Consider the following 25,132-nt stretch of genomic DNA (forward strand, 5'->3'; position numbering starts at 1 on the left):
CTGAACACCGGCGCCGCGGCGCTCCAGGATCGAAGGCACCCGATCCGAAGGAGTTTTCATGAAGACGCTGATCGTGCACGCCCACCCGGAGCCGAAGTCGCTCAACAGCGCGCTGAAGGACCTCGCGGTGTCCACGCTGGAGGACGCCGGGCACGAGGTGCGGGTGAGCGACCTGTACGCGATGAACTGGAAGGCGGCCGTGGACGCGAGGGACTACGGCCCCCACGCCTCGAATCCGCTGAGGGTCGCCCTGGACTCGGGCCGGGCCTTCGATGCCGGAACACTCACCCCGGACGTCCGCGCCGAGCAGGAGAAGCTGTTGTGGGCCGACACGATCATCTTCCAGTTCCCGCTGTGGTGGTACACGATGCCCGCGATCCTCAAGGGCTGGGTGGACCGGGTGTTCACCTACCACTTCGCGTACGGCGTCGGCGAGCACAGCGACACCAGGTACGGCGACCGCTTCGGTGAAGGCACCCTCGCGGGCAGGAGAGCTCTGCTGTCGGTGACCACCGGCGGCCCGGAGTCGCATTACGCCGCTCGCGGGATCAACGGCCCCATCGACGACCTGCTGTTCCCGATCCACCACGGCATCCTCTACTACCCGGGCATCGAGGTGCTGCCGCCGTTCGTGCTGTACGGCACCGACCGGATGACCCGCGAGGAGTTCCCGGACGTCGCCAAGGCCTGGACGCAGCGCCTGCTCACCCTGGAGTCGACCGAGCCGATCGCGTTCCGGCGACAGAACTTCGGCGACTACGAAATCCCCTCACTGCAGCTGAAGGAGGGACTGGAGCCCGCGGGCCGCATGGGCTTCGGACTGCACGTACGCGACTGACCGCCGACGATCGGCGGGCGAACCGGGGCACGATGACAGGGCTGGTGTGCCGAGTGGTGTGGCCCTCACCTGCCGGATACACCTCTGCGGTCAGTCTGCCCTCCGGCCAGCAGGCCAGCCGATCGACGGCAAGGCGATCGTCCCATGGGGGAGGTCGCCGTCGGCCTCGCACGGGGGCGGCTGACCGGCTCGGGCTTGCCCCGGCCGAGGCATCGGGCCGGCCTGCGCCGCACAGCGCCTCGGGTGCGGGTAGCGCGGCTACCCCGACGGCAGTTCAGCGATGCCGCTCCTCAGGCCACGGCCGGAACTTCCGCCGACCCCATTCCTGAGCCTGCTCCCTGAGACGGCGACGCGACCAGAGCATCCACAGCGCCAACGGCGTGGCCGTGAGAGCGCCCGGCAATGCCGTACCCCGGCCGTCCTGTCCTTCACTGCGGTCACGCGAGGTCGGTCAGGTCCTCCGCGTACACCTGTGACAGGGGTTGCGGGCCCACGTACTGCTGGCAGTTGCACTGGCCGGCCTCGTAGCGCAGGGGCTTTTTGTTCTCGTCCCAGGCCGTCGGCAGCTCGACTCGTTCGTGGCAGCGGCCCTGCTTGTCGTGCTTGGCCAGGTGATGCGTGCAGCCGCACACCGGCTCCGGGGGCCTGTTCGCCGCTTCGACGGCCAAGCGCTCCTGTTTCGCCGCCTCCAGCAACTGCAGTCTGCGCTCGTGCCGGTTGCGCAGCGCGGTGCGGATGTTGTCGGCCGCCCAGGCGAAACCGCCCGTCCAGAAGGCGATGAGCACCCACCAGAACCAGTCCATCAACTGCCCCTTCCCCCTTGGTCCCTGCCGGGTCAGCATAGGGGGCCGTGCCGAGCGCCTTGGGGTGTACGTCTGCCCTGGTCGGCATCCTTTGCTTAGGATCGGGCGCATGGCCCTGATCACTCGTGACGTCGACCGGTTCCAGGCCGCCAGGCCCCGGCTGGAGGCCATCGCCTACCGGTTGCTCGGCTCGGCGAGCGAGGCCGAGGACGCCGTGCAGGAGACGTTCCTGCGCTGGCAGGCGGCCGACGTCGAGCGGATCGAGGTGCCCGAGGCCTGGCTGACCAAGGTGCTCACCAACCTCTGCCTGAACCAGCTCACTTCGGCACGCGCCCGGCGTGAGACGTACGTGGGGAGGTGGCTCCCCGAGCCACTGCTCGCCGGGGACCCGATGCTCGGCCCGGCCGACACCGTCGAGCAACGCGAGTCGGTGTCGTACGCCGTCCTCGTGCTGCTGGAGCGTCTGTCGCCCAACGAGCGGGCGGTGTACGTGCTGCGCGAGGCCTTCGCCTACCCGCACCGGGAGATCGCCGAGATCCTCGACATCACCGAGGCCGCCAGCCAGCAGATCCATCACCGGGCCAAGAAGCACGTCGCGGACGGCAGGGCGCGTACCGAGATCGACGAGGCCGCCGCCCGCAGGATCGTCGAGGAGTTCCTGGCCGCGGCGACCAGCGGCCGGACCGAACCCCTGGTGCGGCTGCTCACCCAGGACGCCGTCTCGGTCGGCGACGGCGGCGGGAAGGTCCCGGCCCGCGCGAAGGCGTTCGAGGGGGCGCTCGCGGTCGCCAAGTTCCTGCGCGGCCTGTTCAAGCCGAGCGCGGCCAAGAGGGCCCACGTCGGCGGCGCGGCCGAGATCTACGCGACGACGGCCAACGGCGAACCCGCCGTCGTGGCGGTCGTGGACGGCCGGGTCGTCGGTATCACCTGCCTGGAGGTGAGCGCGCGGGGCATCGTCGCGCTGCGCAGCCAGGTCAACCCCGACAAGCTGGTCCGCGCGAGTGAGCTGTGGGCCGCCGCGGACCACGGGGACCCGCTGTACACGCTCTGACCAGGTGTGACGTCCTACCGGGCGTGACGCGCGCCGAGTGTGATGTGCTTCACATCCTGATCCTGTCAGGAAACGCCGGGCTGCCCGGTTCATGAGGCGAAACCGCGCAGACAGCGGCGCGATCCTCACCGACAGGAGCAGGCCCATGCAGCACCGCATCGTCGTCCTCGGAGCCGGCTACACCGGAGCCATCGCCGCCGGGCGCCTCGCCAAGCGGCTGCACCGCGAGGACGTCACCATCACCCTCGTCAACCCCGAGCCCGACTTCGTCGAGCGGGTCCGGCTGCACCAGCTGGCGGCCGGTCAGGACCTCAGGCCCCGGCCGTTCGGCGAGATGTTCGCGGGCACGGGCGTCGAGCTGAAGCTCGCGAAGGTCACCGCCGTGGACGTGGACCGCAAGGCGGTGACGGTCACGGCCGCCGACGGCGGCGGGCGGGAGGAACTGGCGTACGACACCCTGGTCTACGCCCTCGGCAGCGGCTGGAACGACGGGGGCGTCCCCGGCGTCGCCGAACACGCCCACGAGGTCTCCAGCCGGCCCGGCGCCCTGCGTCTGCGCGACCGCCTGGCCGCCCTGGACTCCGGCCGGCCCGTGGTCGTCGTCGGCGGTGGCCTGACCGGCGTCGAGGCCGCGACCGAGATCGCCGAGGCCCGCCCGGACCTCGACGTCGCCCTCGCCGTCCGCGGTGCGCTCGGCGACTGGCTGTCGGCCAAGGGCCGCGCCCACCTGCGGAAGGTCGTGGACCGGCTCGGCATCACGGTCCACGAACACGCCGAGGTCACCGCCGTGGAGGCAGACGCCGTGACGACGGCCGACGGCCGGACGGTCCCCGCCGAGGTCACCGTCTGGACCACCGGCTTCGCCGTCCACCCCGTCGCGCAGGCCACCACGCTCGAGGTGACCGACGGCGGCCGGATCGTGGTCGACGACACGATGCGCTCGGTCTCCCACGAGGACGTGTACGCCGTGGGCGACGCGGCGATGGCGATCGGCCCGGGCGACAAGCCCCTGCGGATGTCCTGCGCCTCGGGCGTCCCCATGGCCTGGCAGGCCGCCGACGCCATCGCCGCCCGTCTCGCCGGCGTCAAGGTCCCCCGCGTCCCCATCCGTTACTTCCAGCAGTGCATCTCCCTCGGTCGCAAGGAGGGCCTGATCCAGTTCGTCACCGCCGACGACCGAGCGGTCGAGCGCGCCCTGACGGGCCGCGGGGCCGCCTTCTACAAGGAGATGATCTGCAAGGGCGCGGCCTGGGGCGTGGCCAACCCGACCGCGGGCATGCCGTCCCGGCGCCGGCGGGTCCTGCGCCCGGAGACGGTCCACGCACCGGCCGGGGTGGCGGCCTGACCCCGGACGACGCCGCGGGCACGGGACACACACGGATCATGGACTACGGCGTGAGGGAGCCGGCGCGGCTCGGACAGGTCCGGCTGCCGGACGGTCGCCTCCTGGGCTGGGCGGCATGGGGGGCGGCCGACGGCACCCCCGCGCAGTCGGCCCCGGCGGGCGTGTGGTCCCCTCTCCTGGCGTGGGCAGTCGGCCCCCGCGGGTGCGTATCCCGGCCCCCGGCCGTCAGGTCTGCGGTGTCCGCCCGGGGCGGTTGTCGTAGCGGGCGGCCAAGGTGCGTACGGTCTCCGCCATGCGGTCGCGGAGTTCTGGCGGGGCCAGGACCTCGATGTCCGCGCCCAGTCGCAGGAACTCCCCGTGGGCGTGGTCGATCGATTCGATCGGCAGCCGGGCCTTTGTCCACCCGTCGCTCGTGGGCGTCACTCCGAGACGGCGGGCGCCCTCCGGGGTGACCCGCACCAGGGCCTCCCCCGTGTGCAGCCGGGCCCGGAAGTCGGCCACGTAGTCCTGCCAGTACGTGGCCAGGTCGAACCCCTCCGGAGCGGCGAACTCCGCCAGCGGACGAAGGGCGAGGATCTGGTCGACCCGGTAGGTGCGGATCCCCGGCGGCCCGCCCGCGACCAGGTACCAGCGGCCCGCCTTCAGCACGAGCCCGTGCGGCTCCACCCGCCGCTCGATCTCCTCCGGCGCCCGCCAGCGCCGGTACCGCAGCAGCACCGCCCGCCGCTCCCACACCGCGGCGGCGACCGCGGCCAGGTGGGGCGTGCGGTCGGCGTCGCTGTACCAGCCGGGGGCGTCGAGCAGGAAGCGTTCCCTGATCCGCCCGGCGTGTTCGCGCAGCTCCGCGGGGAGCGCGGCGCGCAGCTTGAGCTGGGCGGTGGCGAGCGCCTCGCCGAGGCCGAGGTCGGCGGCGGCGCCGGGCAGCGCGGCGAGGAACGCGGCCTGCGCCTCGTCGGCGGTCAGACCGGTGAGCCGGGTCCGGTAGCCGTCGACCAGGCGGTAGCCGCCCGCGTGTCCGGCGGCGCCGTACAGCGGGATGCCGGCGGCGACGAGCGCCTCGACGTCCCGGTAGACGGTACGGACGGACACCTCCAGCTCCTCGGCCAGTTGCCCGGCCGTCATCCGGCCCCGGTTCTGCAGCAGGAGGAGCACGTTGACCAGTCGGCTCGCGCGCATGCCGCACAGTATCCGCCTTCACTGACAGTGGATGTCAGGGGACCGTCCCTAGTCTGCGGCGCATGAACGACTTCGACTTCCTGCACGGCTCCTGGGACGTGGCCAACCGCCGGCTCACCGCACCGCTCGAGGCGGGCTCGGGGACCTGGGTGGAGTTCCCCGGTCACGCGGTGGTCCGGCCGCTGTTCGGGGGCGCCGGCAACATCGACGAGATCACCTTCCCCACCCTCGGCCGTCAGGGCGTGACCCTGCGCCTGTTCGACCGCGAGACGCGGCGCTGGTCGATCCACTGGTCCGACAGCCGGACGGGCCGGCTGGACCCACCGGTGGTCGGGGGCTTCACCGGCGACCGCGGTGACTTCCACGGTGACGACACCTACGACGGGCGCCCGATCCGGGTGCACTTCACCTGGTACCGCCTCGGCCCGGACAACGCCCGCTGGGAGCAGGAGTTCTCCGCCGACGACGGCCACACCTGGGAGCACAACTGGACCATGGACCTCACCCGCAGCGGGCGGACCGGCGCATGAGCATCGTCGAGCTGCGGCAGTACACCCTGCGTCCGGGAGCCCGGGAGACACTGATCGAGCTGTTCGAGCGCGAGTTCGTGACCGGTCAGCAGGCGGTCGGCATCACCGTCGGCGGCCGCTTCCGCGACCTGGACGACCCGAACCGGTTCGTCTGGCTGCGCGCGTTCCCCGACATGGCGCGCCGCCGGCGCTCGCTGGAGGCGTTCTACGGCGGCCCCGTCTGGCAGCAGCACCGCGACGCGGCCAACGCCACCATGACCGACAGCGACGACGTCCTGCTGCTGCGCGGCCCGGGCTTCACGCCTGCGCCCGGCGCGGTCGAGGTGCTCGCGACCGTCTGCCACCCGTCCGGGGCGACCGCCTTCGACGCGTACGCCGCACGGCACCTCGGCCCCGGCCATGCGCTGCACCGCACCGAGCACGCCGAGAACGACTTCCCCCGGCTTCCGGTCCGCACCGGGGAGGACGTCCGGGTCTGGTTCGGCCCGGCGGAACCGCCGCCCTGGCCGACCCGGCGACTGCGGCTCGAACCGGTGACGGCCTAGGGTCTGGGGGAGCCACCCACCCCGCAGGCCGACGGCACCGCTTGCCCCTGTCCGGTAAGGAATCACGGCATGACCATCGCGCACGCCTTCCCCCTGGAGCCCACCTCGATCCATGTGCCCGACGAGGTCCTCGACGACCTGCGGGCCCGTCTCGCGCTGACCCGTCCGCCGCTGGACGAGGGGAACGCGGACTGGTCCTACGGCGTACCGGACAGCTTTCTGCGTGAGCTGGTCGCCTACTGGCGGGACGGCTACGACTGGCGCAAGGCGGAGAGCGCCATCAATGTGCACGAGCACTACGAGGTGAGTGTCGCCGGTGTTCGCGTGCACTTCATGCGCAGGCCCGGCCGCGGCCCGCGCCCGGTCCCGCTGATCCTCACCCACGGCTGGCCGTGGACGTTCTGGCACTGGTCGAAGGTGATCGACCCGCTCGCCGACCCGGCCGCGTTCGGCGGCGACCCCGCCGACGCGTTCGACGTCATCGTGCCGTCCCTGCCCGGCTTCGGCTTCCCCGGCCCGCTCACCGGCTTTCCGGACGTCAACTTCTGGAAGGTCGCCGACCTCTGGCACACCCTGATGACCGAGACCCTGGGGTACGACAGGTACGCCGCCGGGGGCTGCGACATCGGCGGGCTCGTCTCCAGCCAGCTCGGGCACAAGTACGCCGACGAGCTGTACGGCATCCACATCGGCTCCGGGCTGCCGCTCGACTTCTTCAACGGCCCCCGCGCCTGGGACTTCGCCCGCAACCGGCCCCTCACCGACGGCCAGCCCGCCGACATCCGTGGCCGCATCATCGAGCAGGACCACCGCTGGGCGTCCCACCTCGCCGTGCACATGCTCGACGGCGCCACCCTGGCCCATGCCCTGAGCGACTCACCCGCCGGACTCCTCGCCTGGCTGCTGGAGCGCTGGCACGCCTGGAGCGACCACGGCGGCGACCTCGCATCCGTCTTCACCAAGGACGACCTGCTCACCCACGCCACGATCTACTGGGTGAACAACTCCATCGCCACATCGATGCGTTACTACGCCAACGCCAACCGCTACCCGTGGACCCCCGCCCACGACCGCACCCCCGTCGTGCAGGCCCCGGTTGGCCTCACCTTCGTCACCTACGAGAACCCGCCCGGCATCCACACCGCCGAGGAGCGCGTCCGGGCGTTCCGGAACGGCCCGCAGGCGAAGTGGTTCAACCACGTCGACGTCAACGCCCATGACCACGGCGGCCATTTCATCCCCTGGGAGAACCCCGACGCCTGGGTGAGCGACCTGCGCCGCACCTTCCGCGACCGCAGGCCCTGACCGACCGGGAATCGACCAGCCGGCCGCCAGGTTGAGGAGTCTGCACCCGCGTCCTCCGAGGAGAAGACATGCCCGACGAACCCGCAGTCCGTGAACTCCGCTTGGTGGTCACGGCCGCCGACTACGATGCGGCGCTGCACTTCTACCGCGATGTCCTGGGCCTGCCCGAGCGCGGTGCTTTCGCCTCTGCCGACGGGCGGGTCACCATCCTCGACGCCGGCCGGGCCACCTTGGAGCTCACTGACCCGAACCACGCTGCCTTCATCGACGAAGTCGAGGTCGGGCGGCGAGTGGCCGGCCCCATTCGGGTCGCCTTTCAGGTAGACGACTCGGTCGCCGTGACGTCGAAGCTTGCCGCTGCCGGAGCGCAGGTGGTCGCCGAGCCGACGCGGACCCCATGGAACTCACTGAACTCCCGTCTTGAAGCACCGGGTGCTCTCCAGCTGACCCTCTTCACCGAGCTCGACGAATAGATCGTCAACGGTTACGGGTCCGGTTCCGCGCCGACGGCGTTCCCGGACACCGGCCTCGCCGCGTCGAGGAGAGGCCGGAAAAAAATACTCGGCCGGTGATGTCGAGAACCCGTGGCCGGCTCCGTCCCCGAGGTGAAGGTGACCGCAACGGGTCACCTCGGGACCAAGGAGTCGGACCATGGCCAAGTACCTGCTGCTGAAGCACTACCGCGGCGCCCCGGAACCGGTGAACTGCGCGCCCATGGATCAGTGGACCCCGCAGGAGATCTCCGCACACGTGCGGTACATGAACGACTTCGCGGCGCGGCTGGAGAAGACCGGCGAGTTCGCCGGCGGCCAGGCGCTCTCCCCCGACGGCACCTGGGTCCGTTACGACGGTGAGGGGCGCCCGCCGGTCGTCGGCGGCCCGTTCGCCGAGACCAAGGACCTGATCGCGGGCTGGATGGTGATCGACGTCGACAGCTACGAGCGGGCCGTCGCGCTGGCCGGGGAACTGTCCGCCGCCCCCGGGAAGGGCGGGAAGCCGATCCACGAGTGGCTCGAGCTGCGCCCCTTCCTGGCCGCATCGCCCACCGTCACGGACTGTCCTCACGGGTGATCGAGGACCGGTACCGCAGCCGTACACGCAAGCGGACTTCGCCGCGGAGGGAGACCGGCTTCTCCCGGAGGCGGAACAGGCTCGCGGCGGTCCTCGCCGAGCACTCCCACGACACCCCCAGCGCTGACACAAGGAGCACTACATGACCCGGCAGACCGACGGCCGCCGCATCGTCACCAACATCGCCCTCTCCCTCGACGGCCGCTACGCCGCCCCGGACAACCCGCTCGACATGAGCTGGGTGATGCCCTACGCCGTGACCGACGTCGCCCGCGACCACCTGACCGGCCTGTGGGAGACGGCGACGACGGCGCTGCTGGGCCGTGTCAACGCCGAGGGGTTCCTCGGGTTCTGGCCCACCGTCATCGGCATGGAGGGCGCGGACCCGCGCGACGAGGGCTTCGCGAAGTGGCTCGTCGACACCGACAAGGTCGTGCTGTCCTCCACGCTCGAGGGGGCGCCGTGGGAGCGGACGACGATCGTCGACAAGCCGGCCAAGGAGGTCGCCGCGGACCTCAAGGCCACCGAAGGCGGCGACATCCTCGTACTCGCCAGCGCGAGCGTCATCAAGGCGCTGCTGGCAGCCGGCCAGGTCGACCGGCTGGCTCTCACCGTCTTCCCGGTCGTCCTCGGCGGCGGACCGCGGCTCTTCGACGACGGCCTGCCCGCGAGCAAGTGGACGCTCGTCAGCCGGACCGCGGGCGAACACGGCACGCTGGCGCTGGTCTACGACGCGATCCGCTGAACCGCACGCCGGGCGACGACGTGACCGCCCCGGCCGGCGCGTCGAGCCGGGCAAGGGCCCCGCGTCGAGGGCGAGTTCAGACGGAACGGGCTCGCGCAGGCAGGCCGGCGTGTCATGATCACCGGGCGGCCTCGCGCCCCGGCACGCCGACCTGCGGCCAGGGCCGTACCGGGGCGTGCGGACCGAAGGAAAGGGATCTCAGCGTGCGCAGACTCGTCCACTACGTCGCGACCACTCTCGACGGGTTCATCGCGGGCCCGGACGGCGCGGACCCCACCGGTCCGAACGGCTTCTGGCCCCTGTCGGAGGACTACATACGGCACCTCGTGGCCGAGTACCCGGAGACGCTGCCCGTGCAGGCGCGGCAGGCGCTGTCCGTCACGGCGGAGGGCACGCATTTCGACACGGTGCTCGAGGGGCGGCGCAGCTACGAGATCGGTCTCGCGGCCGGAATCACCGACGCCTTCCCCCACCTGCGTCACCTGGTGTTCTCCCGCACCCTGACCGAGAGCCCGGATCCGGCCGTGGAGCTGGTCGCCGACGACCCGGTGGCGGTGGTGCGCAAGCTCAAGGAGCAGGAGGGCAAAGACATCTGGCTGCTCGGTGGCGCCGAACTGGCGGGCTCCCTGTACGCCGAGATCGACACCCTGATCCTGAAGATCGGCCCGCTCACCATCGGCGACGGGATCCCGCTGTTCTCCCGCAAGGCCGCTTTCGATCCGCGCACCTGGACCCTGGCCGACCACACCGTCCTCGGGAGCGGCGCGGTATTCCTCACCTACTCCCGCGCCGACGGCTGAGCGCCCCCGGCGGCGGGGGGCGCAGGACGGGCGTGGTCTGCCGGCCGGCGGCTGCCAAGGGAACCCAGTCGTGCCCTCGTGCCTGAATCGTGCCGCGCGGCACCCGCAAGGGCCGCCCGCCAGAAGGAAACGCCGGCCGAGCCGGTCCGTCCACAACGGCGGCACGTCCGGAGTTCTCGCGCGGGGTGGTTGGCGGCTTCCTCCAGTCCAGCAGGGCGGCCTGGACGATGAACCCCGTCCAGCCGCCTGCGGCGCGGAACAGGGAGCGCTGCTCGTCGCCTGCGTCAGCCCGGCAGATGAGGGCGCAGGTGTGAGGCCCGGGCGGCCACCAACGCGCCGGTGGCAAGAGCGATGCCGCCCATGAGAAGGAAGTAGGCGGGCAGGGGCAGGACGGCCGTCAGGCGGTACAACTGGCCGCCGAGGACGACACCGACGGCTGCGAACATGCCGTTGAGGGCGAGGAAACGGTTGAGGTAGCCGGGCGGGGCGACGGCGGCGGCCAGGGCGAGGCCGGCCGGGGCGAGCACCACCTCGCCCAGCGAGTACAGCAGGTAGACGGCGATCAGCCAGGCCACGGAGACATCACCGGTGCGGGCCAGCAGGGCGGCCCCGGCCATGACGACGAAGCTCAGGCCGGCCGCTGCCAGGGCACCGGCGAACTTGGCGGTGGTCGTCGTGCGCAGCCGGCCTGCCAGGGGGGCCAGCAGCAGGACGAACAGCGGGTGCACCGACTGCATCCAGCTCGCGGGGATGGTGAAGCCGAGGATGGCACGGTCGGTGTGGTGGGCGGCGAACAGCGACAGGACGGAACCGCTCTGCGCAAAGATCATCCAGAAGGCCGCCGAAGCCGCCATGACGGTGGTGAAGGCGGTCAGCCGGGCGCGGTCCACGGTGCTGCGCCGGCCCAGGGAGCGCAGGTACACGAACGGCAGGCACACCGTCGCGAGGCCCAGCACGGCCAGCAGCGCGAGCAGGGGCAGCGCGCCGACGACGACGGCGGTCGTGGCCGCGGCGCCGACCACGAGGACCGCGGCGGCGCGCCGGGCGGCCGTACGGGCCTCGGCGCGGGTCAGGGGCCGGGTGGGGGCGCTGCCGGTGCCGTCGAGGACGCGCAGGCCGATACGGAACTGGGCGAGGCCCGCCGCCATGCCGAAGGCGGCCGCGGCGAACCCCAGGTGCCAGGTGACCTTTTCGGCGAGGAAGCCGGTGACGACCGGGGCGAGCAGTGCGGAGACCTGGATGCACATGTAGAAGCGGGAGAAGGCCTCCTCCCGCTTGGCCGTACCGCTGACGGCGGACACCATGGCCGCCAGGGACGGCTTGACCAGGCCGGTGCCGACGACGACCAGCGCCAGACCGGTGTAGAGCGCGGGAGCCGTGGCGACGGCGAGGACGGCGTGGCCGCAGGCGATGAGCGCACCGCCCGCCAGGACGGCCCGGCGGGCGCCCAGGACCCGGTCGGCGAGCCAGCCGCCGGGCAGCCCGGCCAGGAAGTTCAGGGACATGTAGGTGGCGAACAGCGCGGTGGCCGTCTGCTGGGACATGCCCAGGCCGCCGTCGGCGGGCGCGGCGGTGAGGTAGAGGACGAGGATCGCCGCCATGCCGAAGAAGCTGAAACGCTCCCACAGGTCGACGCCGAGCAGGGTGAGAAAGCCCCGGCGCGCCCCGGGCCCCGAGGGAGTGCCGGGTGGCGCGGGCGGGACGTACAAACCGTTACCGGTCCGGCTCGGGCTGGTCACGGCGTCCTCACGACGTACCCGGGCACCGCTGTGGTCGCGTGTCCGGCTCGGACTGTCCACGGTTCTCTCCTTCGTGCGGGAGTCGGGCGGGGGCCAGGTCGTGCGCCCGCAGCCACTCCGACCAGGGGCGGCTGTCGTGGTATCCGGGGACTGTCTCGGCCGGAGCGCCTCAAGGTCCTTCGTCTGCCGTTACGCGAGGGCGTGGATGTCGCCGGGGCGCCGCTGGGCACCCCAGCAGTTCGATGAAGGCCGGCGTGATGCGGATGTCCCACCCGGCCCGGTCCAGGACGGTGTGGAACGGGCTGTGCGTCATCTGACGTGGTCCCCACTGCGTCGGCGGGCCTCGCGGTTCCGGGTCCCAGCTTGGAGGGGCCGTCTCGAACGGCCCTGGTGTCCGGCTGGGCCGCCGCCGGAGCGTGGAAACGGCGTGGGCCGGCGGGCCTCGCGGCCCGCCGGCCCCACGCCGTGCGGTTCGGCTAGCCGAAGATGTGGATGTTCTCCTCGACCCAGTCGCGCAGGGTCAGCGGAGCCTTGCCGGTGATCTCCTCGACGGCGTTCGAAACTTTCCAGTCCCAGGCGGCCGACTGACGCTTGAGCTCGAGCAGGGCCTCGAGGCGGGGGCCGCCCCAGCCCATGCGGTCGAACTCGGCCTGTGCCTCGGCCTTGGTGCGCTCGACGACCTCGACCTCCTGGCCGAGGGCCTCACCGATGATCTCGCCCTGGCGCTGCGGGCTGAGGGCTTCGGCGCCGGTGAGCGTGTAGGCCTGGCCCTCGTGACCGGAGGTGGTGAGGACCTTCGCGGCCACAGAGGCGATGTCCCGCGGGTGGATCATCGCGGAGACGGGGTCACCCTCGGTGACATACATGGTCCGGTTCTTGGCGATGGTGTCCGCGTACCCGTAGAGGTAGATCATGAAGGTGCCGGGGCGCAGGATGGTCCAAGCCAAGCCGGATTCCTGGATGACCTGTTCGCCGGCCCGGTGGCCCGAGGTCAGCGGGTCGGTGGCGCCGTAGCCGACGCCGCTGGTGGAGAGCTTGACCAGGTGCTTGACGCCGGCCTCGCGGGCGGCGGCGACGAGGGTGCGCTCCTGGACCGGGCCTTCGGGGCCGTAGCCGGGCGGGCAGACGAAGACGCGGTCGACGCCGGCGAGGGCGGCGGGGAGCGTCTCGGGCTTGTCGAAGTCGCCGGCGACGACCTCGACGCCCTCGGGGAAGCGGGCCTTCTCCGGCGAGCGGGTCATGGCCCGCACGGGCACGCCGTCCGCGGCGAATTGAGCGACGAGTTCCGAGCCGACGTTGCCGGTGGCACCGGTGACGAGAATCATGCGTGTGTCTCCTTGGGATGTGCTGCACGGCGGAAGTCCGTGCGAGGGGGCCACTCGTGGAGTGGGAGAGTCAGGATTCGCCGCGGGGGGCAGAGGGGCTGGTGGCGGTGTCGTCGCCGGGCTGCCCGGAATCGTCACCGCCATGGCCGTGGCCATCGGCCGGCTTGACGTCCTTGAGGAAGAGCGCGGCCACCAGACCGATCGCGGCGATCGGAATCACCGCGTATGCCCTGGATGACGCGGAAGGCGATGAGCTGACCCATCGTCTGGGCGAGGCCGCGCAGAACCGATCCGACAAGGAAGACGGTGACGGAGGTCATGAAGACGCGCTTGCGCCGGCACGGCAGAGGCCTGGGTGGCAGGCTCGGGTGAGGTGGAAGCCAAGAGAGGTCCCAGTAATCGAGGAGCGGTGCCAGTACGTGGCATCCCCGGGTGCGGGAGTGCGCAGAACGAACTCAACGAAGTACGCTGCTCGCCTTGAGCAGCGGAGATGGGTGGTCGGATCTCGTCCGACTCCGGCCCTCTGGGCCCTCTCAACCTTCGATCAGCAGACTGCTGATCCCGGTCCTTCGGTGTTCGTCTTGGCTCTGGCCACTCCTGCTGGAAGCGATTACGGAACGCCAAGCACCGTAGCAGACGGGGCTGGGCGGCCACCAACGCGCCGACGGCAAGGGCGATGCCGCCTATGAGGAGGAAGTAGGGGGGCAGGCGCAGCGCGCCGACGACGGCGGTCGTGGCCGCGGCGCCGACCACGAGGACCGCGGCGGCGCGCCGGGCGGCCGTACGGGCCTCGGCGCAGGTCAGGGGAAGGCATCCTCCCGCTTGACCGTTGGCCGTACCGCTGACGGCGGACACCATGGCGGCCAGGGACGGCTTGACCAGGCCACGGCCGACGACGACCAGCGCCAGGCCGGTGCAGAGCGCGGGAGCCGCGGGCGCACGGAGGTGCGGAGGGCGCCTGTCGGGCGCCCTCCGCGGGTGCGGTCCGCCACCTGCCCTCAGTAGTGGGCGAGGACCTTGTAGATCTCGAACGGGCGCGCCCGGTGGGTGTCGCGGAACTCGCGCAGAGGGGCCGTCTGGTCCTTGTGCTGCGCCCCCGTCTCCCACTTCTCGAAGGACTCCCAGCTGTCCCAGTGACTGACCACCACGTAGCTGTCCGGACGCCCCAGTTCGGTCATGAGCTGGTTGCCCAGCAGACCGGGGGTGCCGGCCATGCGGCGGCTCGCCTCGTGGTAGGCCGCCAGGACGTCCTCACCTTGGTCGGAGAGGTGGTAGAGCACCACTTCCACCGCGGGAGCGGTGCTCATGCGGCCGCTCCTTCGAGGCTGGCCACGATCCGCATCGTGGCCATGGAGCCGCCGCTGCGGAAGGGGTGCAGCTTGGTGCGGTGCTGCAGGTGCGTGTCGCTGGTCTCGAACGCACGGAACTGCGGTTCGTCCACCCAGTCGCTGACGATGTAGTAGATGCCGTCCTCGTCCTCGGCCGTGCTCTTGGCCAGCCACTGGCCCCGGTTGGCCGGGTGGCCGGTGACGGAGTCGCCGACCTCCTGCCACATCCGCTCGAAGTCGGCCTCCATGCCCGGTTTGATCTGCATCCGCAGCATGACCCGGAACGTCGCGTCGCTCATGGTCAGATGCCTCCGTCGACGTTGAGGGTCTCGCCGGTGATGTAGGCCGACAGGTCGCTGAGCAGGAACAGCACGGGGGCGGCCAGCTCGTCGACGCGCCCGAGCCGGGCGAGAGCGGTCTTCTGGGAGTAGGTGGCGCGCAGGCCCTCGGCGCGTTCGGCCGGCAGCGTGTCGAATGCCTCGGTCTCGATGACGCCCGGGGCGACGACGTTGACGCGGATCCCCTTGCCGCCCAGCTCCTTGGCCAGGGAGCGGGTCAGGCCGATCATCGCCGCCTTGGCCGCGGTGTAGTGGGCGCGCAGCGGGATGCCCGCAGCCGCGCCGCGGGAGCCGACGTTGATGACGGAGGCTCCCGCACCGAGCAGCGGCAGCGCCTGCTGGATGATGCGGTAGCTGGCCGTCAGGTTGGTGTCCAGGACGCGCGACCACTCCTCGGGGGCGAGGTCGGCGAAGGGGATGTGGCTGATGACGCCGGCGTTGTTGACGATGCCGTCGAGCCGGCCGTACTTCTCCCTGGCCGTCTCGACCAGGGCGTCGACCTGGGCCAGGTCGCCCACGTCGGCGCGTATGACGTGGTGGTCGCCGCCGGTCTCCTTGAGCTCTCGGCGCAGGCTTTCGACGTACTCGCTCTCCTGCACGTAGCAGGTGAGGACGTCCGCGCCGGCCCGGGCGGCGGCGAGTACGATGCCCCGCCCGATGCCTCGGGTGCCGCCGGTGACCAGGAGTTTCTTGCCCTGCAGTCCGAGTTCCACCTGATGTCCTTCCGTGGTGTGACGGAGATTCACACGCAGCCGTCTACGTGGATGTTCTGTCCGGTGATGTAGGAGGCCTGGTCGCTGATGAGGAACAGCACGACGTTGGCGATCTCCTGCGGGGTGCCGAGGCGGCCGGCGGCGGCGAACTTGGAGAAGATCGCGCGCTGCTGTGCCGCTGCCTCGGGCGGCAGCTCGTCCAGGGCCTCGGTGTCGATGCGGCCGGGCGAGATGGTGTTGACGCGGATGTTCCGCGGGCCGAGTTCGCGGGCCAGGGAGCGGGTGAGGCCGATCAGCCCCTGCTTGACCGCCGTGTAGTGTGCGCCGCCGGCCATCCCGATGCGGGCCACCGTGGAGCCGAAGTTGACGATGGATGCGCCGCCGGCCAGGAGGGGCAGTGTGGCCTGGGTGACCTGATGGGTGCCGGTGAGGTTGGACTGCACGGCAGCAGCCCAGGCGGCGTCGGTGAGGTCGTCGTAGGGGGCCGGGGCGAAGTCGCCGGCGTTGTTGACGACTGCGTCGAGGCCGCCGAACAGGTCACGGGCACGGTCGGCCAGCAGTCGGGCGCCCGCGGCGTCGGAGGCGTCGGCGCGCAACAGGTGGCCGGAGCCGGGCAGCCCGGCGAGCTCCTTGCCGAGCGTGGTGACGTGGTCGTTCTCCTGCCGGTAGCAGGTGAGGACGTCCGCGCCGGCCCGGGCGGCGGCGAGCACGATGCCCCGCCCGATGCCCCGGGTGCCGCCGGTCACCAGGATGCGCTTGCCGGCGAGGTCGGAGTACGGGGCACGCAGGGCGCTCGCCGCGGTCTCGATCTTGCGCTTGATGATGTTCATCTGGACGACGGAATTGCGGTTGATGCGGTCGGTCATGCCGTCGTCGTCGAGCGGGGCCCCGTCCTTCATGTGGAAGTCCTGGGTCCACTGCATCCGCACGCCCCGGTCGGTCTGGGTGTACTCCCAGTGGATGTCCATGTACTCGAACGGCCCGGTCTCCACGCGGTGGGCGCGCACCGTGCGGGTCGCGGCGTCGGTGGTGCGCTGGGACACCCAGCTCCACACCTTGCCGTTCTCGTCGGGGTGCAGGGCGAGCCGGAAGGTGACGGTCGGCCCGTCCTGTTCGAGGATCTCGGCGAGTGAGTACTCGCTGAACAGTTCGGGCCACGACGCGACGTCGTTGGTCCGCTCCCAGACGAAGTCCATGGGGGCGTCGATGACGATGGAGTTGCTGGTGTGTCCCGCCATCACTCCTGCCTTTCGGGTTCGGGGGTCACGTGAGGTGGTCGGTGCGGTCCCCGGCGCCGAGCACGAGCGCGGAGGTGAAGCCGCCGTGTCCGCGGGCGAGCACCACAGCGGTGCGCAGCGGGGTGTGCCGGGGCCGTTCGACGACCAGGTCGATGCCCAGGTGCCCGGCGTCGACGGGGCCCGCGGTGTGCGGGATGACGTCGGCGGCCAGGCTGAGCAGGGCGGTGGCGACGTCGAGTGCGGCGCCGCCCGCGTACAGCCGGCCGGTGAGGGTCTTGGGCGCTGTCACCGGTACCCGGCCGGCCCCGAACACCTCGTTGACGGCGGTGGCTTCGGCGCGGTCGGCCTCGGGCAGTCCGGCGGCGTCGGCGAAGACCACGTCGACGGCGTCGGCGGTCAGGTCCGCGTCGGCGAGGGCGCGGCGGATCACCGAGGCGAGGGCGGGGGGACGACCCGAGCCGGGGGCGGGGTCGAATCCGGCGGCGTAGCCGAGGATGCGGCCGTAGTGGCCCACCCCGCGCTCGCGGGCGCCGTCCTCGCTCTCGACGACCAGGATGGCTCCGCCCTCACCGGGGACGTATCCGCGCGCCGCCTCGTCGAAGGGCAGGTAGGCGCGGGTCGCGTCGTCCACGGTGGACAGGGCGCCGGTGGACAGCTGCGCCGTCAGCCCGTAGGGGCACAAGGAGGCGTCGGTGCCGCCGGACAGCACCAGCCGCGATCCGGTGTCCAGCAGCCGGCGGGACTGGCCGAGGGCGTCCAGGCCGCCCGCCTGCTCGGCGCAGATGACGCCGCAGGGGCCGCGCATGCCGTGCCGGATGGACACCTGGCCGGTGGTGGCGGCGTAGAACCAGGCGATGGACTGGAAGGCGCCCACCCAGGCCGGTCCCCGCTGGTAGAGCTGCTCCATCTCCCGCTGGCCGAACTCGGTGCCGCCGGAGGAGCTGGCGGTGACCACCGCCATCTCGTACTCGGGCAGCGTGGCCGGGTCGGCCTGCGCGTCGGCCAGGGCCGTCTCGGCCGCGGCCAGCGCGAAGTGGGTGAAGCGGTCGGTGCGGGAGACGAGGATGTCGGGAATCAGCTGGTCGGCCTCGAACCCGGGTACCTCGCCGCCCACCTTGACCGGGTAAGTGCCGGTGTCGAAGCGGGTGATGCGTCCCAGGCCGCTCTTGCCGGCCAGGACGGCCTCCCAGTGCCGGCGCGCGCCGATACCGGTGGGGGCGATGACGCCGAGGCCGGTGACGACCGCGGGGCGGCGCCGCCCCTCGGGTATGCCGAGGGCACTCATGCTGCTTCCCTTCCGCCGCCGGCACCGGGGCGGCTGAGGATCATGGCGCTCTGGAAGCCGCCGAATCCGCTGCCGACGCTGAGCACGTGGTCCATGCGGTGCTCCCGGGCGGTGACCGGTACGTAGTCGAGGTCGCACTTGGGGTCGGGCACCGACAGGTTGGCCGTGGGGGGCACCACCTGGTGGCGCAGGGCCAGCGCGCAGGCGGCGACCTCCAGGGAGCCGATGGCGCCCAGGGAGTGCCCGATCATCGACTTGATGGAGCTGACCGGGATGTCGTAGGCGTGCTGTCCCAGGCTGCGCTTGAACGCGGCCGTCTCGTGGCGGTCGTTCTGCTTGGTGCCCGAGCCGTGCGCGTTGATGTAGCCGATGTCCGTGGGGTCCAGCCGGGCCCGGTCCAGGGCGACGCCGATGGCCTCGGCCATCTCCCGGCCGTCGGCCTTGAGTCCGGTCATGTGGTAGGCGTTGGAGCGGCTGGCGAAGCCGGCCACCTCGGCGTAGACGCGGGCGCCGCGGCGGCGGGCCGCTCCTGCCTCCTCGATCACCATGACCGCGGCGCCCTCGCCGAGGACGAAGCCGTCACGGCGGCCGTCGAAGGGCCGGGAGGCGCCGGCGGCGTCGTCGTCGTTGTTGGGCGTGGTGGCCTTGATGGCGTCGAAGCAGGCGGAGGTGATCGGCGACAGCGGGGCGTCGGTGGCGCCGGCGATGACGATGTCGCAGACGCCCTCCTCGATGAGCTGCACGCCGTGCGCGACGGCGTCCAGCCCGGAGGTGCAGCCGGTGGAGATCAGGGCGACGGGGCCCTGCGCGCTCGCCTGCCAGGCCACCTCGGCGGCCAGCGTGCTGGGCACCATGTATCCGTACAGGTGCGGCACGCCGTAGGTGTGGTCGACCAGCCAGTTCTTGCCGCTGTCGGACAGGACGACGTACTCGTCCTCCAGGCCGGTGGTGCAGCCGACGGCGCTGCCGATGCTGACGCCGGTGCGGCCCGGGTCGCCGGCCGTGGTGTCGATGCCGCTGTCCTCGATCGCCTCGCGGGCGGCGACGACCGCGAACTGGGCGGCGCGGTCCATGCGGCGGATCTCCTGGGCGCTCAGGCCCGCGGCCACCGGGTCGAAGTCGCACTCGGCGGCGACCCGGGAGCGGAACTTGCCCGCGTCGAACAGGGTGATGTCCCGGGTGGCCGTGCGCCCGCTGGAGAGCAGGTCCCAGTACGCCTCACGGCCGACGCCGCCGGGTGCGACGGCGCCGATGCCGGTGATGACGGCGCGACGGCTCATCGCGGGCCTCCGACGTCCGGGTTGGCGCCACCGTCGACGAGCGGCGCCTCGGTGTCCACGTGGCCGAGTTCCGGGCGCGGCGCCAGCGGGGAGAGGTGGAAGACCACCTGCGCCGGCTCCTGGCCGGTGTTGACCAGCCGGTGGCGCACCCCGATGGGCACGAGCAGGGAGTCGCCGGGGCCGAGCGCGACCGGCTCGCCGTCCAGCGTGATGCTCAGCTCGCCGGAGACGACGTGCAGGAACTCCTCGGAGTACGGGTGCAGATGCTCGGTGACGTACTCGCCGGGGCCGAGCCGCAGGGTTCCGCCGAAGCCGGAGGTGCAGCCGACGGTGCGGGGGCTGAGGGTGATGCGGATGTCGCCGCCGCGCTTGCGGTTGGCGGCGACCTCCTCCAGGTTCACCTTGGTGGTGGGGGCCGCTGTGGTCATCGGGTGCCGCCCAGGGTCGGGCCGGACGGCTTGGTGGTGACGGGGCCGTCCTGCGGGGTCCAGCTGTAGAACGGCACGGCCATCGCGTCGCGCGGCTCACGCCAGTCGGGGTCGTAGGGCGAGATGAACTCCTGCAGCCGGGTGTTGATGTCGTTGTACAGCGGGTGGCTGCGCGCCTTGTACAGGTTCGGGCCGATGTCCTGCTCGGCCTCCACAAGGTGGAAGTACAGGTCGTGGAAGGCGAACAGGGTCCGCCGGGAGACACCCACCATGTGCGGCAGGTCGGTCGAGTCGGAGTCCGCGAAGACCTTGGCGACGCCCTCGGCGTCGGCGAGGTTCATCCGCGCCACGATCAGTGTGCGGTGCACGTTGCCCTCCTGGCTTCTTCGGTCGTTGCTCCACCCTGGTGGGCGGCTCTCGAAGCTGTCTTGAAACGGTCTGGACCGGCGGCCGGGAAGATCACAGCTTCAGGTCGATCCGGTAGTCGGTCAGCCAGGTCTCCAGCTGCAGCACCATCTCCATGCTGGCCCGCTCGACCCAGGCGAAGGCGCCCTCGGGGGACTTGTCGGAGTCGACGGCCGCCGCGGTGGCGGTGGCGTCCAGCAGGCCCGCGACGGCCGCGCCGCGGTCGGTGGCCAGTTCGATGAACCGCCGGCGCACGAAGTCGCCGTAGGCCGCTTCCTGGGTGGTCGGGTAGGCGCTCTTCTTGCGGCGCAGCACCGGCTCGGGCAGCAGGTCGGCGACCGCGGAGCGCAGCAGGCTCTTCTCCACGCCGTCCACCCGCTTGAGGGCGGCGGGCACGTTGTAGACGTACTCCACCAGAGCCCGGTCGCAGAACGGCGGCCGCAGCTGCACGCCGTGGGCCATGCTCATGCGGTCGGCGCGGTCCAGGTGCGTGGGCGCCCAGCGGGTGAGGGCGAGGTAGGTGACCTCGCGGGCCCGGCGTTCGGCGGGGGTGTCGCCGTCGATGTGCGGAACCTCGGTCAGGGCGTCGCGGTAGTGCTGGTCGGCGTAGCCGAGGAAGTCGAGGTCCGTGCGCAGCCGGCGGTCGATCATGGAGGTGCCCAGGCCGCCCGCGGCGGCGTCGTGGCCGCGTTCGAAGGACACCCAGGGGAACGTCTGGGAGTTGCTGTGCTGCGGGTCGTAGGCCCAGAAGTAGCCGTTGAAGACCTCGTCGGCGGTTTCGCCGGACAGGACGGCGGCGAAGCCGGCCTCGCGCAGCCGGGCGAAGAACCGGATGAGGGAGACGTCCATGTCGCCGAGCGGGGAGGGGGCGTCCTGGCTGCGCAGGGACGCGGCGTGCACGGCCGGGTCGGTGAGCGCCGCGGTGTCCAGGAGGATCTCGGTGTGCTGCGTGCCGATGTGCTCGGCGGCGAGCGCCGCGTAGGGGGCGTCCGGGGTGGAGCGCATCGTGGGGTGCGGCTGGAAGTTCTCGGTGTAGCCGGTGAAGTTCACCGAGAAGCTGCGCAGCGGCCCGCCGCCGGCGGCGGTGAGGGTCTGGTGGGCCAGGGCGGTCAGGGCGCTGGAGTCGATGCCGCCGGAGAGCATGGCGCCCACGGGCACGTCGGCGCGCAGGTGGCCGGCGACGGCGGAGGCGAGCAGGCCGCGCACGGTGGTGATGGTGTCCGGCAGGCTGTCGGTGTGGTGCCGGGCCGGCAGCGACCAGTAGCGCTGCTCGGTGCTGCCGGAGGGGCGGACGACGAGCACGTGGCCGGGGACGACCTCCCGCATGCCGTGGAAGACGCCGGTGCCGGGCTTGCGGCTGTGGGCGAACAGTTCGCGCAGGCCGTCGGCGTCGACGACGGGGGCGACGTCGGGGTGGGCGAGCAGGGCCTTGGGTTCGGAGCCGAACAGCACGCCGGTGGGCGTCGGGTAGTAGCTGAGGGGCTTGACGCCGAGGCGGTCGCGGGCGAGCAGCAGTTCCTGGCGGCGCACGTCCCATACGGCGACGGCGAACAGCCCCTCCAGGCGGGTGAGGAAGTCGGTGCCCCACTCGAGGTAGGCGTGCAGGGCGGTCTCGGCGTCGCCGCCGCCGGTGAAGCGGTGGCCCTTGGCGGACAGTTCGGCCCGCAGCTCGTCGTGGTTGGTGATCGCGCCGTCCAGGGCGAGCACCGCGACGTCCGTGCCGCCCTCGGTGCGGTGCACGACGGGCTGGCGGCCGGTGTCGGTCACATCGAGCAGGGCCAGGCGGCGGTGGGCGAGGGCGGCGTGGCCCTGCGCCCATACGCCCTGACCGTCGGGTCCGCGGTGCGCGAGGGTGGCTGCCATGGCCTCCACGACGCGGGTCTGCGGGGCCAGGTCCCGCTGGAAGTCGACCCAGCCGGCGATTGCGCTCATCGGGAGGTCCTCTCATTCACGGCGAGTTCAGCGGTGTCGCCGGCGTCGAGGGTGACGGCGACGAGGGTGAGCGGGATGCCGGCGACGGCGGCCCGGAAGTCGTCCAGGGTGGGTTCGGTCCCGTCGGCCACGGCGATGCCCAGGCGGCGCGGGCCGGCCTCGGGGCCGTAGCGCTGCCACAGCTCCAGGTAGCCGCGGGCGGTCAGGTCGGCGTCGGTGACCATCCGGAAGCGGGCCGGGGTGCGCCGGCCCTGCCAGGTGAGCTCTCCGTCGGCGGCGGGGGCGAGGTTGTGCCGCCAGGAACTGGAGGTGGCCAGGTACAGGGCGCCGTCCAGGCGGTGCACGCCCGCGGGCACGGTGTAGGGCCGTCCGCTGCGCCGCCCGGTGAAGTGGACCAGCGCCAGATGCGCGGCGACCGGGCCCGGGTCGGGCCGGGACAGCAGGGCGGTCATCCGGGCGTTGGCGGCCGCCTGCTCCTCGGCGTCGCGCGGCGCGCGGGTGATGCGTGCGAGGGCGGCGGCCGGCTGCCCGGTGGCGGCCGTCATGACAGCACCACCGCGGCGGCGGTCAGGGTGCAGCCGGCGATCGCGAAGCAGGTGCGCAGCAGGTGCCAGTCGCGCCACTGGCGGCGCGGGTCCGGCCAGGTGGGGCCGAGGTCTTCCGGCCGGGTCTTCTTGACCCTGTTGTTGATGGGCACGTTGCGCGTCTGGGAGACGACCGCGACACCGGCCATGGCGAGCGCGCCGGCGATGAACAGGGCACGCGGTCCGGTGTGGTCGGCGCGCACCGCGAACGCGGCGTCCACGATGACCGAGCCGCTCACGATGAACGGCATGATCCGGTCGTAGCGCTTGCCGAGCAGCTTGTGGGTGTCCACGTAGCGGTCGGGGGTCATCGCGATCAGGGCGGGCATGACACTGATCGCCACGGCGAACAGCACCCCCGCCACCAGGCCGGTGCCCAGCAGCACCAGCACACTCAGTGTCTCCACCACGGCCTGTGGCCTTTCGTCCGGCTTGCCAACGTCATGAGCGGCTTCGACGATCGCAGCGGCTCCTCGTACGCGGCTCGAACCGGTCTGGACGCCGTCGTCCGCGTCCGGTGCGGGGCGCGGGCGCGGTCCGAGCGGGCCTCTAGGGCTGCGCTGTTGGCTGGCCGGGACTGTCCGGAGTCGGGTCCACCCAGCACTCCGGGCACGACGGCATCGAGACAAGGAGCACAGCGGTGGCTGAGCGAACCGACGTACTGATCGTGGGCGGCAGCATGGTGGGCCTGGCCCAGGCACTGTTCCTCGCCCAGCAGGGCATCCGGCCGATCCTGGTCGAGCGGCACCCCCACATCTCGGCCCACCCGCGCGCGCAGGCGGCCAGCCCCCGCACGATGGAGCTGATGCGGGCGCTCGGCCTGGAGCAGGCGGTGCGCGCCCAGGAGAACCCGCACGCCCAGTACGGCGACATCCTGCAGGTCGAGTCGCTGAGCGGGGCCGAACTCGGCCGCTTCGACGGCCCCTTCCGGCACGACCCGAACGAGGTGAGCACGACCGGCTGGACCCTCATCGGGCAGGACCGCTTCGAGCCGGTGCTGCGGGCGAAGGCCGAGGAGCTGGGCGCGGACATCCGCTTCGGCACGGAGCTGGTGAGCTACGAGCAGGACGCCGACGGGGTCACCGCCGTGCTGCGCGATGTGCGGCACGACACCGAGACCACCGTCCGCGCCGCCTACCTGGTCGCCGCGGACGGTGTGCGCAGCCCGATCCGCGAGGGGCTCGGCATCGGCACGCACGGGCAGGGCGTCTTCGGCCGCCAGATGAACATCATCTTCCACGCCGCGCTGGACGAGTACGTCGCCGGCCGGCGCTTCTTCCTCTGCTTCGTCAGCAACGACCGGGTCAAGGGCGTGCTCGGCCGGCTCGACGACTCCGACCGCTGGGTGCTGGCGCCGAGCCTGCCGCCGCAGGAGACGCATGCCGAGTACTCCGAGGAGGACTGCGTGGAGATGGTGCGGGCCGCGGTCGGCGTGGCGGATCTCGACGTCGCGGTGGAGACCAGCACCAGCTGGGAGATCGCCGCCCGGGTCGCCGACCGGTTCCGCTCCGGCCGGGTGCTGCTGGCCGGGGACGCGGCTCACATCATGCCGCCCACCGGCGGGTTCGGCGGCAACATGGGCCTGCAGGACGCGCACAACCTGGCGTGGAAGCTGGCGCTCGTACTGCGCGGACAGGCCGGCGTGGAGCTGCTGGACACCTACGAGGAGGAGCGGGTCCCGGTCGCCGAGTTCACCGTCGAGCAGGGCGTGATCCGCTATCTGCAGCGCAGCGGCCTGGACGAGGAGGCCGCGGCCCGGCACCGGCCGGAGACGACTGTGCTGTTCGGGCACGTCTACCGGTCGGGTGCGGTGCTGGCGGAGACCGGCGCGGACGACGGCGCCCCGGTGGAGGACCCGACCCAGCCGTCGGGCCGGCCGGGCACCCGTGCCCCGCACATCGTGCTGCGCTCCGGCGGCACGGACGCCCCGCTGCACGATGTGCTGACGGGCGGCTGGCTGCTGCTGGCCGGGCCCGAGGCCGGACTGTGGGAGCGGGCGGCCGGCGGTGTGTCGCGGCTGACCGGCATCGACCTCGCCTTCCATCGGGTGGGCGGGGAGGAACCGGTGGAGGTGGTCGAGGAGTTCCTGAAGAAGTACGGCATCACCGCCTCAGGTGCCGCGCTGGTGCGCCCCGACGGCTTCCTGGCCTGGCGCTCGGCCGGTCAGCCCGCGGACCCGGCGGTCGAACTGTCGGCGGTCGTGCACCGGTTGCTGTCGCGCACCCTCTGAGCGGCCGGCCGCCCCGCACGGCACTGGGCGCGCCTCCCGGGATTCGGGAGGCGCGCCCAGTCGTGTGTGTGGGGGGCGGCCGCTGTGGCGCGGGGTGG

Annotated in this window: 27 protein-coding genes and 1 pseudogene; 11 read left to right on the top strand and 17 right to left on the bottom strand. The window is 72.1% G+C overall.

Going from position 1 to position 25,132, the window contains the following annotated elements:
* Positions 1-58 precede the first annotated feature (58 nt).
* On the top strand, positions 59-838 hold the full coding sequence (locus ACZ67Q_RS30125; RefSeq protein ID WP_471188497.1) for an NAD(P)H-dependent oxidoreductase: 780 nt from the start codon (positions 59-61) through the stop codon (positions 836-838).
* 437 nt (positions 839-1,275) lie between these two features.
* On the opposite strand, the gene ACZ67Q_RS30130 is transcribed toward ACZ67Q_RS30125, so the two are convergent.
* Positions 1,276-1,641, bottom strand: coding sequence for a hypothetical protein (locus ACZ67Q_RS30130; protein ID WP_469813889.1), 366 nt, complete (start codon positions 1,639-1,641; stop codon positions 1,276-1,278).
* A 109-nt stretch (positions 1,642-1,750) separates the two neighbouring features.
* On the opposite strand from ACZ67Q_RS30130, the gene ACZ67Q_RS30135 reads away from it, so the two are divergent.
* Both ACZ67Q_RS30135 and ACZ67Q_RS30140 read left to right on the top strand, forming a co-directional pair.
* Positions 1,751-2,692: an RNA polymerase sigma-70 factor gene (locus tag ACZ67Q_RS30135; RefSeq protein WP_471188499.1), complete on the top strand. Its 942-nt coding sequence runs from the start codon at positions 1,751-1,753 to the stop codon at positions 2,690-2,692.
* 145 nt (positions 2,693-2,837) lie between these two features.
* Positions 2,838-4,037 carry an NAD(P)/FAD-dependent oxidoreductase gene (locus ACZ67Q_RS30140; protein ID WP_471188502.1) on the top strand — a complete coding sequence of 400 codons (1,200 nt, stop codon included), beginning with the start codon at positions 2,838-2,840 and terminating at the stop codon, positions 4,035-4,037.
* A 225-nt stretch (positions 4,038-4,262) separates the two neighbouring features.
* On the opposite strand, the gene ACZ67Q_RS30145 is transcribed toward ACZ67Q_RS30140, so the two are convergent.
* Positions 4,263-5,213: a helix-turn-helix transcriptional regulator gene (locus ACZ67Q_RS30145; RefSeq protein ID WP_471188504.1), complete on the bottom strand. Its 951-nt coding sequence runs from the start codon at positions 5,211-5,213 to the stop codon at positions 4,263-4,265.
* A 62-nt stretch (positions 5,214-5,275) separates the two neighbouring features.
* On the opposite strand from ACZ67Q_RS30145, the gene ACZ67Q_RS30150 reads away from it, so the two are divergent.
* From ACZ67Q_RS30150 to ACZ67Q_RS30180, 7 genes are all read left to right on the top strand, one after another.
* On the top strand, positions 5,276-5,743 hold the full coding sequence (locus ACZ67Q_RS30150) for a hypothetical protein (protein WP_471188507.1): 468 nt from the start codon (positions 5,276-5,278) through the stop codon (positions 5,741-5,743).
* Positions 5,740-6,288, top strand: coding sequence for an NIPSNAP family protein (locus ACZ67Q_RS30155; protein WP_471188509.1), 549 nt, complete (start codon positions 5,740-5,742; stop codon positions 6,286-6,288). The genes ACZ67Q_RS30150 and ACZ67Q_RS30155 overlap by 4 nt, the downstream gene beginning before the upstream one ends.
* A 69-nt stretch (positions 6,289-6,357) precedes the next feature.
* A complete protein-coding gene (locus tag ACZ67Q_RS30160; RefSeq protein ID WP_471188512.1) occupies positions 6,358-7,593 on the top strand; it encodes an epoxide hydrolase family protein in 1,236 nt (411 codons plus the stop codon).
* A gap of 68 nt (positions 7,594-7,661) precedes the next feature.
* The gene (locus ACZ67Q_RS30165; protein ID WP_471188514.1) at positions 7,662-8,066 is read left to right on the top strand and encodes a VOC family protein; all 405 of its coding nucleotides are present in this window, start codon (positions 7,662-7,664) and stop codon (positions 8,064-8,066) included.
* Between the two features lie 178 nt (positions 8,067-8,244).
* Positions 8,245-8,664, top strand: coding sequence for a YciI family protein (locus ACZ67Q_RS30170; RefSeq protein ID WP_471188516.1), 420 nt, complete (start codon positions 8,245-8,247; stop codon positions 8,662-8,664).
* A 142-nt stretch (positions 8,665-8,806) separates the two neighbouring features.
* Entirely contained in the window at positions 8,807-9,409 is a 603-nt protein-coding gene (locus ACZ67Q_RS30175) for a dihydrofolate reductase family protein (protein WP_471188518.1), read from the top strand.
* Positions 9,410-9,612: 203 nt separating this feature from the next.
* Positions 9,613-10,209, top strand: coding sequence for a dihydrofolate reductase family protein (locus ACZ67Q_RS30180; protein ID WP_471188520.1), 597 nt, complete (start codon positions 9,613-9,615; stop codon positions 10,207-10,209).
* Positions 10,210-10,493: 284 nt separating this feature from the next.
* Here the strand turns inward: ACZ67Q_RS30180 and ACZ67Q_RS30185 are convergent, their stop codons facing one another.
* From ACZ67Q_RS30185 to ACZ67Q_RS30255, 15 genes and pseudogenes are all read right to left on the bottom strand, one after another.
* Positions 10,494-12,008, bottom strand: coding sequence for a peptide MFS transporter (locus ACZ67Q_RS30185; RefSeq protein WP_471188522.1), 1,515 nt, complete (start codon positions 12,006-12,008; stop codon positions 10,494-10,496).
* 416 nt (positions 12,009-12,424) lie between these two features.
* A complete protein-coding gene (locus tag ACZ67Q_RS30190; RefSeq protein WP_471188524.1) occupies positions 12,425-13,273 on the bottom strand; it encodes an SDR family oxidoreductase in 849 nt (282 codons plus the stop codon).
* 70 nt (positions 13,274-13,343) lie between these two features.
* Positions 13,344-13,493, bottom strand: coding sequence for a hypothetical protein (locus tag ACZ67Q_RS30195; RefSeq protein ID WP_471188527.1), 150 nt, complete (start codon positions 13,491-13,493; stop codon positions 13,344-13,346).
* Positions 13,494-14,271: 778 nt separating this feature from the next.
* Positions 14,272-14,580 (bottom strand): antibiotic biosynthesis monooxygenase family protein, encoded by a 309-nt coding sequence (locus ACZ67Q_RS30200; protein ID WP_471188529.1) that lies wholly within the window; start codon positions 14,578-14,580, stop codon positions 14,272-14,274.
* The gene (locus ACZ67Q_RS30205) at positions 14,577-14,900 is read right to left on the bottom strand and encodes an antibiotic biosynthesis monooxygenase family protein (protein WP_471188531.1); all 324 of its coding nucleotides are present in this window, start codon (positions 14,898-14,900) and stop codon (positions 14,577-14,579) included. The genes ACZ67Q_RS30200 and ACZ67Q_RS30205 overlap by 4 nt, the downstream gene beginning before the upstream one ends.
* 2 nt (positions 14,901-14,902) lie before the next feature.
* Positions 14,903-15,652, bottom strand: coding sequence for an SDR family NAD(P)-dependent oxidoreductase (locus ACZ67Q_RS30210; protein WP_471188534.1), 750 nt, complete (start codon positions 15,650-15,652; stop codon positions 14,903-14,905).
* 29 nt (positions 15,653-15,681) lie between these two features.
* A complete protein-coding gene (locus tag ACZ67Q_RS30215) occupies positions 15,682-16,461 on the bottom strand; it encodes an SDR family NAD(P)-dependent oxidoreductase (protein WP_471188642.1) in 780 nt (259 codons plus the stop codon).
* A pseudogene (locus ACZ67Q_RS30220) lies at positions 16,435-16,890 on the bottom strand (SRPBCC family protein); the annotation flags it as partial. The pseudogene ACZ67Q_RS30220 and the gene ACZ67Q_RS30215, both read right to left, overlap by 27 nt.
* A 25-nt stretch (positions 16,891-16,915) precedes the next feature.
* Positions 16,916-18,175 (bottom strand): ketosynthase chain-length factor, encoded by a 1,260-nt coding sequence (locus tag ACZ67Q_RS30225; RefSeq protein ID WP_471188537.1) that lies wholly within the window; start codon positions 18,173-18,175, stop codon positions 16,916-16,918.
* Positions 18,172-19,455, bottom strand: a complete 1,284-nt coding sequence (locus tag ACZ67Q_RS30230; RefSeq protein ID WP_471188539.1) for a beta-ketoacyl-[acyl-carrier-protein] synthase family protein — start codon at positions 19,453-19,455, stop codon at positions 18,172-18,174. The genes ACZ67Q_RS30225 and ACZ67Q_RS30230 overlap by 4 nt, the downstream gene beginning before the upstream one ends.
* Positions 19,452-19,883, bottom strand: a complete 432-nt coding sequence (locus ACZ67Q_RS30235; protein WP_471188542.1) for a cupin domain-containing protein — start codon at positions 19,881-19,883, stop codon at positions 19,452-19,454. Before ACZ67Q_RS30235 ends, ACZ67Q_RS30230 begins: the two co-directional genes overlap by 4 nt.
* Entirely contained in the window at positions 19,880-20,251 is a 372-nt protein-coding gene (locus ACZ67Q_RS30240; protein ID WP_471188544.1) for a TcmI family type II polyketide cyclase, read from the bottom strand. The genes ACZ67Q_RS30235 and ACZ67Q_RS30240 overlap by 4 nt, the downstream gene beginning before the upstream one ends.
* Before the next feature lie 91 nt (positions 20,252-20,342).
* Positions 20,343-22,220, bottom strand: coding sequence for an asparagine synthase (glutamine-hydrolyzing) (gene asnB / locus ACZ67Q_RS30245; protein ID WP_471188546.1), 1,878 nt, complete (start codon positions 22,218-22,220; stop codon positions 20,343-20,345).
* Positions 22,217-22,765: a PNPOx family protein gene (locus ACZ67Q_RS30250; protein ID WP_471188549.1), complete on the bottom strand. Its 549-nt coding sequence runs from the start codon at positions 22,763-22,765 to the stop codon at positions 22,217-22,219. The genes asnB and ACZ67Q_RS30250 overlap by 4 nt, the downstream gene beginning before the upstream one ends.
* Positions 22,762-23,214, bottom strand: a complete 453-nt coding sequence (locus ACZ67Q_RS30255; protein ID WP_471188552.1) for an anthrone oxygenase family protein — start codon at positions 23,212-23,214, stop codon at positions 22,762-22,764. The genes ACZ67Q_RS30250 and ACZ67Q_RS30255 overlap by 4 nt, the downstream gene beginning before the upstream one ends.
* A gap of 230 nt (positions 23,215-23,444) precedes the next feature.
* Between ACZ67Q_RS30255 and ACZ67Q_RS30260 the strand changes: the two genes are divergently transcribed.
* Positions 23,445-25,034, top strand: coding sequence for an FAD-dependent monooxygenase (locus ACZ67Q_RS30260; RefSeq protein ID WP_471188554.1), 1,590 nt, complete (start codon positions 23,445-23,447; stop codon positions 25,032-25,034).
* The last annotated feature ends 98 nt before the right edge of the window (positions 25,035-25,132 follow it).

It is taken from the genome of Streptomyces sp. NPDC036813, from assembly GCF_055609245.1.